The organism is Shigella sp. FJ200513 (assembly GCF_040495915.1).
Classification (GTDB): domain Bacteria; phylum Pseudomonadota; class Gammaproteobacteria; order Enterobacterales; family Enterobacteriaceae; genus ECMA0423.
In genome coordinates, this window is sequence record NZ_JBDYCV010000102.1 from 1 (window position 1) to 12,730 (window position 12,730).

Sequence of the window (12,730 nt, forward strand, 5' to 3'; positions counted from 1 at the left end):
CTGATGGAAATGGAAGCCACGCAAGCACCTTAAAATCACCATCATACACTAAATCAGTAAGTTGGCAGCATTACCCTTTTCAGGAAGGTAAAACCGTCTGTTCCGGGCAAGTCTATATCCATAATGATTAAATCAACAGGACGGGTTCGGAGATAATCGATGGTTATGCGGTAATCATCCGTTTTCAGGACAATCTGCAATTCACTGTTTTTTTGCAACAGAACTTCAATAGACATTCTGATGATAGGATGAGTATCCATAATGATCACCGACGTTGGTTTCATAGTTACCAGTCTCATAGGAGCGGACAATTTTCCGTTAGGGCGGTAAATTGTACTTTGATACATGAAAATACGGGTTTTCTTGATTCAGACGCGCAGCGGTGTGCGTTTGTTTGCCGCTATAGCGAAATAAATCAGAAAATCAGACGCGGTCGTTCACTTGTTCAGCAACCAGATCAAAAGCCATTGACTCAGCAAGGGTTGACCGTATAATTCACGCGATTACACCGCATTGCGGTATCAACGCGCCCTTAGCTCAGTTGGATAGAGCAACGACCTTCTAAGTCGTGGGCCGCAGGTTCGAATCCTGCAGGGCGCGCCATTTCTTCTTCATTTATGCCCGTCTTATCCGTTTCCGCTTTGCCCTTCACCACATCACTTTTTGTCGCTGTTTGGCGAGATAATTCAACGGTGTCAGGCTGTAAAACGCCTTAAAAACAGAGATAAAGTACGACGTGCTGCTATAGCCACATAATTGCGCCACCTGAGTGATATTTTTGTTATCCATCAATAACATCTGTACGGCGTAACGCATACGACACTCTGTGACAATCTGGCTATAGCTGGTATTTTCGTTTTTTAATTTCTTTTTGAGCAGGCTGGGGCTTAAACATAGCGAACTGGCGACAATTCGCAGATTCCAGTAATGCTGAATATCGCTTTGAATAATGCGGCAGACGCTGTCGCGGACGCTGCTGCGTAAGATATACATCAGTAGGGCAATAAACCGCGATTGCTCAAGAAAGTTAGACAATACGGTAAAAAGTAATGCGCGCGTCAACTCCGCTTCGCAGGGTTTGCTGGATTGCTGCTTGCTGTGGTTGGTGGCTAGCCGGAACACTTCCGGTGTACGGCTATGACAAGCGATAACCGGGGTTGCTAGCCGCGACCAGGGCTTTACACAGGTTAATTTCTTATTTAAAAACAACAGATAATCGTTGATGATGTTACGGTTGATGTGGGTGATTAATACGTGATTTAACGTTGAGAGTTCAATGACGTTATTGTTGCACGCGAAGGCGGCCAGGTAGTTTTTCGGAAGGGTAAACGTAGCATGGTTATTGACGCTTACCTCTACCTCTTTTTCGGTCAGGATCACCACGCAAGGTTCACTGCTGCTCAATTGCATTTCGCACTCCTCAGATATCAGAAACTCCGCTCAAAGGATCTATGCTTCCTGCATGAGTGATCGGCCCGTTCGCCGATAACGATCTTCTTTCTTTAGCATGCTTTTTAGCAATTAATCTTGATGGAATTCTGACGAGAGCGAAAGAGGTAAGCCAGGTCGTACCCGACTTACCTGGAGGGGATTTAATACTCGAGAATGCCGTGCGCGACGGGCAAATAGCGCAGAGAGAAATAGAGCATGTCTTTACCGCAAGAGGAACGTTTCGCTAACAGCGAGGCAATTTCTGCGTCCGGTTTCGGTTTCGCTGTAAAGGTTTTGCCTTTGCCGGCGACAAACAGTTCATAAACAATGCCGCTTGCTGGGGCGGAGCTTTGGCAATCGGCGCTGGCCTGTAGATAACGTTCACGCTGTTCAGCGGTAAGTTTATCCACGCCGCTGCCATCCTGTACCCAGACATTAACTCCGGTTGCTTTAACTTGTTCCAGCAGTTGGCGATAGCCATCGGGCGACATGTTTCCGGCGAAAAAACTACTGATATAAACCGGTTTTGCTGAAACATCGCTAATCAGCCGCTGCGCGTTGTTTAACCATGTTAGCAAAGGTTGACGGGCGGCTTCGCTGCGCCAGTTCAGGTCGTCAATTTCCGCGCTGATGTACCAGCCATCCGGCGTTATGCCAGGCGCGGCGCTCCATAATCTGGCTTGCTGGAGATCGGCAGCCAGCAGGCGATTAAGATAGCTTTCCAGCGCTGCAGACGACTGTTTCTGGTGCATAAAAAATTCCGGATCGGCGTTCAGCCCGACAATCAGCTTCAGGCCAGTCTGTTGCGCAGCTGCGGCACGCTTAAACAATAACGTGCGCTGTTCTGGCTGGGTAAATGCATCGCCGTAACGGGTCCATTGCAAAACCAGGGTATCGAAGCCTTGAAAACGTAACTGACTCATCAGCCCCTGCCACTGGGTATCGGTAACCTGACTATCTCGGTTTTGTGGTTGCCAGATAATACCTTTCATCGCAAAGGAAAAAGGGCTGACCAAAAGCAGTGTCAGCAATACGAAAATGAACTTACGCATTTACCAGTGCACTCCAATGGTGAGAAACGCGTTGTTGCGCTCTCCGTTACGTTGATTAATCGCCTTAAAGGTATGTTGATACTCGACGCCGAGACTGACTTTGTGCGGCCAGGCGTCGTAGTGCGTCTCGCCGGTCCAAATATTCCAGCGGACCCCGACACCGCCAAGCTGCGCGCCCTGAGTGCCTTTATCACGATAGCCGTTGTCCTGAACGTGAGCGTAAGGCTCAATAGTCTGTCCGTTAGCTACCTTCTGATGCCAGCTGACGCGATAATCTGCCGTCCACGCCTGAATATCCTGGCGGATATATTGCGCCGCATCGAGGTACAGGTTTTGGGCAAACCAGCCTGAACCGTTCGGGTGCCATTCGTCGCTGTATTTGCCGCCATTAAAGAATGAGGCGCTGGCGCGCAGCATGGTATCGGATGCGCCATTTTGCCCGTTCAGCGGCAACTGCTGTTCGACGGCGAGGAAAAAGATCTGATCGCGCAGCGGCTTCCAGCGCAGACCGGTGCCGGACATCGGATTTTTCACCGGCATCATCACCCCGTTTTCTCCGGTATCGGCAAAGACGCGGCTATAAACTGAGAGCAGGTCGCCTTCCAGCAGCATATTGCGTCCGATGCGGTACTCGGCTTCCAGTTGTCCGTAGCTACGATAGCTTTTCCCAGGCGCTGCACCGCCGACATTATTGTTAGCGGTACTCATTGCGCCGGAACGCAAGCCGATGGAAGAATCGAAACTGAACGTCCAGCGGCGACCGACCTCCTCATGCAAACGGCGGAAATTGAAGCGTTGCTGATTTTGCTCTGGGGTCAGTGGGGTTATGCCTGATTATCAATGTCATCAATCACGAGCCGGGCGTAGTGCTGCGTCGCAGGCATGTCATCCAGACGCTGGTTCACGTAGGCCAGTTGTCGGATCAGTGCCGGATCGTCCGGAAGCCCTTTATGCGCCTGTTCGAGCATTTCCCGCGACTGTGCGATATCACCGCTATCCCACAAGGCGTAACCAAGCGCTGCCTGGGTGTTGCTATTATTTGGTTCCAGTTCCAGCGCGGCGCGCAAATCACTCACCGCGGCCGGAACATTATGACGTTGGCGATAAATTGTCGCCCGCGCAACGTAAGAGTTGGCAGAAGGGGCAATATTGATTGAGCGCGTGAGATCGTTCAGTGCGAGTTCTGGCTGAGCTGGGATATAACGTCGCGCATGCAGCCACCAGTATTGAGCATTGTTTCCCAGCTCACGTTGTTCTGCCTGTTGAAGCCAGCGATCGCGAGCTGCGCCATTTCCCGCTGCCTGAGCGGTGTTGGCGGCGGCGAGCAGATCATCATTGCTCATGTCGTGAAGACTGATTTTCTGCCAGGCCGCCAGTGCGGTGGCGTAGTCCTCAACCTGATACGCCTGATAGGCTACCGCACGATGTTGCCAGGCGCTCGGTTGTCGTTGTTCGGCCTGAAGCCATGCATACAACGCCACACCGGGTAGCGTGTCCCGATAACACTTTGCCAGACGGTTCCAGGCGGCAGCATCGTAGGAAGGCGACATATCGCCCAGCAAGCGAACTATTGCCGGGCAATTATCTGCAATACCCGGCAACTGACTTTGCCACTGACGTTGCTCCGCCAGCGGTAAGGGTTTCGATAAAATCGCCACCTTCGCCGGCGTTGCTAGGTAAGGATGACTTTCCAGCAGAGACGCCAGTCGCGCCATTAAAGTCTGGCTGACACGCGCATCGCCCTGGAAAGGATAGCGTTGCAGCAATAAATCGGCAGCTTCGCGTGACTGCTCGTTCTGCATCAGTTGCCAGGTCAGTTGATCCAGGCGGGGAAGATTTGTCGGTTCTTGCTGATACAGCAATCGTGCCAGACGCAGAGATTCAGCCTTGTTACGGGTCGCCACGCTGACAGCATAACGCTCCTCAAGCATTTCATTGGCGGGGAGGGTGGCGAGCAGTTTTTGCGCTGCGTCGTACTGACCTTCTTTTAACAGCACCGGTAGCGTCGCGCCAACAACATACTGGCGGTTATCGGCAAACTGCACCGTATAATTCGCCAATGCCTGAACGGGGTTGGCGCTGTATTTAGATAACAGATAGAGCCAACTTTTCTCTTGTGCGCCCGTGGTAAACAGCGGCTTATTTTCAATGAGATAATGCTGGAGGCGTGCTTTTTCGCCACGATAAGCCAGCGCGGTCGCGTAAGTAATATATGACTGAGGATCGGTGAAGATCCCCTGTGATTGCAGTGCCAGGATCCGATCGTCCAGCTGCCCGGCAAGAAGCACGTCAAACCACTGACGGCGTTCTGCCGCGCTTAATGTGTTCTGCTGGCGTGCTTCATTGTATAGCGTATCTGCCTGGGATCATTGTTTCAGGTAGATTGCCCGTTGCAGCAGATCGGTTCGCAGCGTTTTTCCTTCCGGCGATGCAGCAAACGTCGCATCGTTCAGTTGCGCTCTGGCGACAGGTAATTGTGCCAGCCGCAGGGCATTCTGCCCGACTTCACTGCGACAACGCAGGGTCGGCGCAGCGTCGCCCGCTTTTTGCTGGGCAAGCAGTTCTTCAACAGTCGTAACGCTTTTCACTTCAACTGGAATAGCCGCCAGACTGCGCTCAAGTCGGGCATCTCCTGGGTGACGTTTCAGTTGATCCTCAAGCAACAGCCGCGCCCGGTCATCATGACCAAAATGACGATAGGCTTCCGCAAGGTATAAAGTCAGCGGAATATTATCCGGCACCTGTTGGTGTATATATTCAAATTCGCGGATGGCGGTTGCTTCGTCGTTATTTTTCTGTGCCTTCAGCGCCTTATCGAGACGGGGATAAATAACAAAATGGCGATAATCGCTCAGCCCCAGCTCTTCTGCGCTGGTGCCGATATTGTCTGCGAGTGCGCTGGTACTCAATAAAGACGTCAGCAGTAAACCAGACCATCCGATGACGCGATTAAGGTTATTCTCCTTCATTTTCGGACTCCAGTTGCGCAACCTGTTCTGTGTTTAAACCTGCTTTGAGTAATAGTGATTGCATCGAAACTTGTAATTCGCGTTGAATTGTCAGGACGCGATCCAACGTTTCCTGGCTGATAACGCCTTCGGTGACCAAAAACTTGCCGAGCGGCAGAGAACTGCGTTCATGGCGCAATAACAACACGTTAATTGCTGAACGATTAATATGACCGAGCGTGGTCAGTATTTCGGCGAACAGGAACTGATGCGGCACATATTGCCGCCAGATTTCACCGGTCTGCTGTTCCGTGAGCCACTGATGCTGAACCGCATTGTACAACATTGCCCGCGGATCGTGACCGCGTCGGCGTGCATACCAGTGGCGTAACCCTGTGACAATTTGTCCCCGCAGAACAATGACGTAACGCACTTTGCGTCCGACTTTACGCGTCAGGGCCGCCAGCGAAACCGGGTCAATACCATCTTCACTGCCGACAATTAACTCATCATTTTCCAGACGCAGCGGCAGTACTGCATAATGCAGCGCTACGGAGGCTGGCATTTCGGCAATCAGCGAGGACGGGATCTGCCAGGCATCGATGGATTCCCACGCCACGCCGTTTTGCTCTGCCAGCGCCTGTGCCAGCTGCTCGGCGCTAATCAGCCCCTGCATCAGCATTGAACCGCCCAGGCGTAGACCTTCGACGCGATTACGCAGTGCTGTATCGAGTTGTTCTTCAGTGATGACCTGATTTTCCAGCAGAATTTGACCTAACGGGCGCAACGAGCGGGTATCGCCAGTGACGCTGGGGAAGTCATGCGTTGTTTTATCCCACGCGACGCGACGCGGATCGCCGTGCTGAAGAACCTGTTTCAGCACGCGCCAGTTAGCCATAAAGTTAATCAGGTTGCCCCAGAAAAGACGCAGGACGGAAAGCAGGCCCTGCGTGAGGCCGTAGTAGCCAGTGACGAAAATCACTCGCTGCACGATGCGGTTAACCATCAAGCCAAAGTTTAGCCACAGCAGGGTCATTAACCATGCGCTGCCGCTAAAAATAGAAAGGAAATGCCAGGCATCGGGCCACAAACTTTCATACGCCAGCAACAGCAAAAGCTGGATCATCACCAGCATCGCGAGGAAGCTGACAAAGTTACTGATTGCCCCTTTGCGGTCGCGCCAGAGAAAGTAGTTCAGCGTCAGGCTGGAGGTCCATTTATGGGTTTTAAAGCCCTGGAAAACAATGCCGATGATCCAGCGAGATTTTTGTCGAACCGCAGTCGAAAAGGTATCGGGGAAATATTCGCGCACGCAGATCATGTTTGACGTCCGTGCGTGCTGTAAAAATTTACGCTGCTCGCGTTCTTTGGCTTCGTCCACCACCGGAAAACGGACAAAAATTTCCGTCATACCTTTTTCTTTCAGGCGGAAGCCAATGTCGTAATCTTCAGTAAGACTCTGCACGTCGAAAGCAATACCGTTACCGTCAGCTAACAGTGCGGTCACGGCGCGGCGGCTGAAACAGGTGCCGACGCCTGCGCTGGGCACTTGTCCGGCGAGGGCTTCACGCACCGGAACATCTTTGCCATGCAGTTCTGAAAACTCATCAATGTAAGTCATGCTGGTGAAGTGCGTCCATTCGCGTTCAAACGGATACACTGGGATCTGAATCAGATCTTTACGCTCGACCAGATAGTTGAACAGACGCAATTCCATCGGTGAAATCACATCTTCGGCGTCATGCAGAATAAAACCAGCAAAAGCGAAATTGGCGCTACGTTCAAACTGGGTGATGGCGTCCAGCACGTTGTTCAGGCAGTCGGCTTTGCTGGTGGGACCAGGACGCGCGCAGACTACCTTATGCACGTTCGGAAAGCGAGCGCACACTTCGTCAACATCACGTTGAGTATCGGGGTCGTTGGGGTAGGTGCCAACAAAGATATGATAGTTTTCGTAGTCGAGCGTGGTCGCCGCCAGCTCGGCCATATTGCCGATGACGCCCGTTTCATTCCACGCCGGAACCATAATCGCTAACGGTTTTTCATCTGGTTTATACAGTTCGCGGTAACTCATTCGCGGGTAGCGGCGATAAACACTCAACTTGCGTTTAATGCGGCGTACCCAGTAGACGACATCAATAAAAAAATCGTCCAGCCCGCTGATGAACATGATGACCGCTAACGTTATCGCGATTACTTTTAAGCCGTAGAGCCAGGTAGCAAAAACATCAAGAAGCCAGTCCACACAAAAACCTTACATTAACGCTGGTTATGTTTAGGGTGGCGTATATTAAGGTTTTTTATGAATTGTGACAGCTTTTTACCATTAATATGTATGACTATTGCGGCACGTTATTTTTACACTGGTTATAAAAGTTGCCGTTTGCTGAATAATTAAGCGGGTAATGTGATAACAAACCTTGTCCCCCGCGCATCTGACGTTACCGCAACCGTGCCTTTATGCGCGACAACAATCGATTTCACTATCGCCAGCCCAATACCGCTACCTTCACCTTTTCGCTGGCGGGAGGGGTCAACGCGATAGAAACGGTCAAACAATCGCGGTAAGTGCTCGGGCGCAATGGGCGTACCGGGGTTTTCGACGGAAACTTGCACCTGGTGATCGACCGTCTGACAGCGTACTACAATTGTCTCTCTGGTTGGCGTATAACGAAGGGCATTAGAAAGCAGGTTGCTTAGCGCCCGACGCAGCATCAACGGATCGCCCGCAACCTGACGTTTGTCGCCAACAAACCGCAACTCCACGCCGCGATCTTCCGCTAGCGCCTCGAAAAAATCGAACACTTTGCCGACTTCATCCGCCAGGTTGAGCATTTTCTTTTCGGGGATTAGCTGGTTGTTATCGGCCTGAGCGAGAAACAGCATATCGCTGACCATTTTCGCCATTCGCGTCAGCTCTTCGAGATTAGAGTAGAGCACATCTTCCAGCTCCTTCTGGCTGCGCGACTGGCTGAGGGCGATTTCCGTTTGCGTAATGAGATTAGTAATTGGTGTGCGAATTTCGTGGGCGATATCCGCTGAGAAATTGGACTGGCGAGTAAAGACATCCTCAATACGCTCGATCATATGGTTGAACGACAGTACCAGCTGTTCCAGCTCAATCGGCACGGTCTGCGGGTCAAGGCGAACGTCGAGATCTTTCGAGGTGATATTCTGGATTTGACGGCTGACGCTGCGGATCGGCGCGTGACCTTTATGTACCGCCAACAGCACGATAAAGACGATCAGGATGCTGATTACCGATGCGGTCATAATAAGTTTATTCATCAAATCATTTATGTAATGAAGATGAAAATCGATCGACAGCGCGATGTAGAGCGTATAAATCGGTTTGCCGTCCACCAACGGGCCAACCGGCAAGTTAATCATCCGCCAGTTGCTGTGTTCCATATGCCCGTGACCGTGGCCTGGCATCATAATCGTCGGGCCGGAAAGGAGATACACCTCGCCACCCCGCGCGTCTTTATCGGGTATGGCATCACGTGCAAACTCGCGGATATCAGGCGCACCGGGGGAGTGATACACCGTTTTGCCGTGGCTATCTGCCAGGGAAATCAACACGTTGGAATAACCACTGACGATATCTTCCAGCGTCATTAAGCGTCGGGCTTGCGTTTCGTCAGGGTGATTTAGTACCCGTTCAAGGGTGGCGCTAATCTCTTTTAAATCATTAATGTCCTGCTCGGCAAAATGCACTTTTACTGAGTGGATTATGATCCATGCAAAGGCGAAAAACGCCGCGATGGTGGCCTGGCTGATAAAAAAGGTCAGGCGGGTTGCCAGCGAAAACGGGCGCTGAAATGGCTTACTGACCATCCGGCACCTCAAGCATGTAACCCACGCCGCGCACGGTTTGAATCAGCTTCGGCTCAAAGTCGTTGTCGATTTTGCCGCGTAGCAGCTTCACCGCCACATCAATGGCGTTAGTGTCGCTGTCGAAATTCATGTCCCATACCTGCGAGGCGATAAGCGAGCGGGGCAGCACTTCGCCCTGATGGCGGAGAAAAAACTCCAGCAGAGTAAATTCTTTACTGGTCAGAGTGATGCGCGTGCCGCTGCGGGTGACTTTGCGGCTGACGAGATCGACCATCAGATCGGCAACCTGAAACTGACTTTCGATAATCACCGCCGCCCCGCGCCGCAGGAGAGTGCGCACCCGCGCCAGCAGTTCAGCAAAAGCGAACGGTTTCACCAGGTAGTCATCTGCCCCCAACTCCAGCCCCTTGACGCGATGTTCAATGGTGCCAAGCGCGGTAAGCAACAGAATCGGCATCCCTTTATTGGCGGAGCGCAACATGCGCACGATATCCCAGCCGTTCACGTCTGGCAGCATAATATCGAGGATTATCAGGTCATAATCACCGGTCATCGCCAGATGGTAGCCATTCAGCCCGTTGTCGGCCAAATCGACCACAAAACCGGCTTCGGTTAACCCTTTGGTCAAGTATTCTCCGGTTTTCTTTTCATCTTCGACAATCAACAGTTTCATATTTCCTCCGCATGTTGCCCGGGCAATTCTAGAGTAGCGGGATCAGATGGCAATCGCTTATTGGCAAAATGACAATTTTGTCATTTTCCTGTCACCGGAAAATCAGAGCCTGGCGAGTAAAGTTGGCGACATAAAATCACCAGAAATTATGAGCCTATGTCTCCTTGTAAACTTCTGCCATTTTGTGTGGCCCTTGCGCTAACTGGTTGTTCACTGGCACCGGATTATCAGCGTCCGGTAATGCCCGTACCGCAGCAGTTCTCACTCAGCCAGAACGGCCTGGTTAACGCAGCGGATAACTACCAGAACGTGGGCTGGCGCACCTTTTTTGTTGATAATCAGGTGAAGACGCTGATTAGCGAGGCGCTGGTGAATAACCGGGATTTGCGCATGGCGACGCTGAAAGTGCAGGAGGCACGGGCGCAATATCGTCTGACCGATGCCGACCGCTACCCACAGCTCAATGGCGAGGGCAGCGGCAGCTGGAGCGGCAATCTTAAAGGCGATTCAGCCACGACGCGGGAGTTCTCGACTGGCCTTAACGCCAGCTTTGATCTCGATTTTTTCGGTCGCTTAAAGAACATGAGCGAAGCCGAGCGCCAAAATTATTTAGCCACTGAGGAAGCCCAGCGCGCGGTGCATATTTTGCTGGTTTCTAATGTCGCGCAAAGCTATTTCAATCAGCAGCTGGCGTATGCGCAATTGCAAATAGCCGAAGAAACGCTGCGTAATTATCAGCAGTCATATGCGTTTGTCGAAAAACAACTGTTGACCGGTAGCAGCAATGTTCTGGCGCTGGAACAGGCTCGCGGGGTGATAGAAAGTACCCGCAGTGACATCGCTAAACGTCAGGGGGAACTGGCGCAGGCGAATAATGCATTGCAACTGTTATTGGGAAGCTACGGCAAGCTACCGCAAGCGCAGACAGTAAACAGCGGCAGCCTGCAAAGCGTTAAATTACCGGCGGGCTTGTCGTCGCAAATCTTATTGCAGCGCCCGGATATTATGGAAGCTGAACACGCGTTAATGGCGGCTAATGCTAATATTGGTGCTGCGCGTGCGGCATTTTTCCCGTCTATCAGCCTGACCAGCGGAATATCAACCGCCAGCAGCGATCTGTCGTCATTATTTAACGCTAGCAGCGGGATGTGGAATTTTATTCCTAAAATTGAGATCCCCATTTTTAATGCCGGACGCAACCAGGCCAATCTGGATATCGCCGAAATTCGCCAGCAGCAGTCGGTGGTGAATTATGAACAGAAAATCCAGAACGCCTTTAAAGAGGTGGCAGATGCGCTGGCATTACGTCAAAGCCTGGACGATCAAATCAGCGCCCAGCAGCGTTATCTGGCGTCGCTGCAAATTACCCTGCAACGGGCGCGGGCATTATATCAGCACGGCGCGGTAAGTTATCTGGAAGTGCTGGATGCCGAGCGTTCTTTATTTGCAACCCGACAAACTTTACTTGACCTGAATTATGCCCGTCAGGTTAACGAAATTTATTTGTATACCGCCTTAGGGGGCGGTTGGCAGCAATAATTTTTAACTCCAGGAGAGAATAAATGAAAAAAGCACTGCAAGTCGCAATGTTCAGTCTGTTTACCGTTATTGGCTTTAATGCCCAGGCTAACGAACATCATCATGAAACCATGAGCGAAGCACAACCACAGGTCATTAGTGCCACCGGTGTGGTAAAAGGTGTTGATCTGGAAAGCAAAAAAATCACCATCCATCACGATCCGATTGCTGCCGTCAACTGGCCGGAGATGACCATGCGCTTTACCATCACCCCGCAGACGAAAATGAGTGAAATTAAAACCGGCGACAAAGTGGCGTTTAATTTTGTCCAGCAGGGCAACCTTTCTTTATTACAGGATATTAAAGTCAGCCAGTAACCCAGGTTTAATGAGATGAAAAAAATCGCGCTTATTATCGGCAGCATGATCGCGGGCGGTATTATTTCAGCGGCAGGTTTTACCTGGTTTGACCAGGCGGAACCGCACGCAGAAAAAATGCCGACCGCAGAACGTAAAATCTTATTCTGGTACGACCCGATGTATCCCAATACGCGGTTCGATAAACCAGGTAAATCGCCGTTTATGGATATGGATCTGGTGCCGAAATATGCCGATGAAGAGAGTTCTGCGTCTGGTGTGCGCATTGACCCGACTCAGACGCAGAATCTGGGGGTGAAAACGGCTACCGTCACGCGCGGGCCGCTGACTTTTGCCCAGAGTTTCCCGACGAATGTCAGTTACAACGAGTATCAGTATGCCATTGTGCAGGCTCGCGCTGCCGGGTTTATCGACAAGGTGTATCCGCTTACCGTGGGCGATAAAGTACAAAAGGGCACACCGCTTCTCGACCTGACCATTCCCGACTGGGTGGAAGCGCAGAGTGAGTATTTACTGTTGCGCGAAACCGGCGGTACGGCGACCCAGACTGAAGGCATTCTTGAGCGGCTGCGACTGGCGGGAATGCCGGAGGCGGATATTCGCCACCTGATCGCCACGCAAAAAATCCAGACTCGCTTTACGCTCAAAGCGCCCATTGATGGCGTGATCACCGCGTTTGATCTGCGCGCGGGAATGAATATCGCCAAAGATAACGTGGTCGCGAAAGAGGAAGGTAGGTTGCTTATCTGTGTCTGTCATTGTCTAGCATTGTCCACTGTAGTTAATTAACTGTCTGTTATAACTCGAAAAACAACCTTTTTTTCACCTGAGTATGTCTACGAACGTCAAATATAGTTGTTTACTGTGCGCTGTTGTCCATGTGATATTGTGTAC

General features: G+C 51.4%; 7 protein-coding genes, 1 tRNA gene and 3 pseudogenes. 4 read left to right on the forward strand and 7 right to left on the reverse strand.

What is annotated here, in order from left to right; translation table 11 throughout:
* Positions 1 to 71 precede the first annotated feature (71 nt).
* A pseudogene (locus ABZJ92_RS17375) lies at positions 72 to 284 on the reverse strand (response regulator); the annotation flags it as partial.
* A 242-nt stretch (positions 285 to 526) separates the two neighbouring features.
* Here ABZJ92_RS17375 and ABZJ92_RS17380 point away from each other — a divergent pair.
* A tRNA-Arg gene (locus ABZJ92_RS17380) sits at positions 527 to 603 on the forward strand.
* A gap of 45 nt (positions 604 to 648) precedes the next feature.
* Here the strand turns inward: ABZJ92_RS17380 and envY are convergent.
* From envY to cusR, 6 genes and pseudogenes are all read right to left on the reverse strand, one after another.
* Positions 649 to 1,410, reverse strand: coding sequence for a DNA-binding transcriptional regulator EnvY (gene envY, locus ABZJ92_RS17385; protein WP_001177456.1), 762 nt, complete (start codon positions 1,408 to 1,410; stop codon positions 649 to 651).
* A gap of 182 nt (positions 1,411 to 1,592) precedes the next feature.
* On the reverse strand, positions 1,593 to 2,483 hold the full coding sequence (locus tag ABZJ92_RS17390) for a DUF4434 family protein (RefSeq protein ID WP_001224555.1): 891 nt from the start codon (positions 2,481 to 2,483) through the stop codon (positions 1,593 to 1,595).
* A pseudogene (gene nfrA, locus ABZJ92_RS17395) lies at positions 2,484 to 5,452 on the reverse strand (bacteriophage adsorption protein NfrA).
* Complete coding sequence (nfrB, locus tag ABZJ92_RS17400; protein WP_000383962.1) at positions 5,439 to 7,676, reverse strand: cyclic di-3',5'-guanylate-activated glycosyltransferase NfrB; 2,238 nt, start codon at positions 7,674 to 7,676, stop codon at positions 5,439 to 5,441. Before nfrB ends, nfrA begins: the two are co-directional and overlap by 14 nt.
* Before the next feature lie 149 nt (positions 7,677 to 7,825).
* Positions 7,826 to 9,268, reverse strand: a complete 1,443-nt coding sequence (gene cusS, locus ABZJ92_RS17405; RefSeq protein ID WP_000253864.1) for a Cu(+)/Ag(+) sensor histidine kinase CusS — start codon at positions 9,266 to 9,268, stop codon at positions 7,826 to 7,828.
* Positions 9,258 to 9,941: a copper response regulator transcription factor CusR gene (gene cusR / locus ABZJ92_RS17410; RefSeq protein WP_000770949.1), complete on the reverse strand. Its 684-nt coding sequence runs from the start codon at positions 9,939 to 9,941 to the stop codon at positions 9,258 to 9,260. The genes cusS and cusR overlap by 11 nt, the downstream gene beginning before the upstream one ends.
* 156 nt (positions 9,942 to 10,097) lie before the next feature.
* Here cusR and cusC point away from each other — a divergent pair, with 156 nt between their 5' ends.
* The 3 genes and pseudogenes from cusC to ABZJ92_RS17425 all read left to right on the forward strand — a co-directional run.
* Complete coding sequence (gene cusC / locus ABZJ92_RS17415; protein ID WP_000074263.1) at positions 10,098 to 11,480, forward strand: Cu(+)/Ag(+) efflux RND transporter outer membrane channel CusC; 1,383 nt, start codon at positions 10,098 to 10,100, stop codon at positions 11,478 to 11,480.
* Positions 11,481 to 11,503: 23 nt separating this feature from the next.
* The gene (gene cusF / locus ABZJ92_RS17420; protein ID WP_000709873.1) at positions 11,504 to 11,836 is read left to right on the forward strand and encodes a Cu(+)/Ag(+) efflux RND transporter periplasmic metallochaperone CusF; all 333 of its coding nucleotides are present in this window, start codon (positions 11,504 to 11,506) and stop codon (positions 11,834 to 11,836) included.
* Between the two features lie 15 nt (positions 11,837 to 11,851).
* Positions 11,852 to 12,571: pseudogene (locus tag ABZJ92_RS17425) on the forward strand (efflux RND transporter periplasmic adaptor subunit); the annotation flags it as partial.
* Between the last annotated feature and the right edge of the window lie 159 nt (positions 12,572 to 12,730).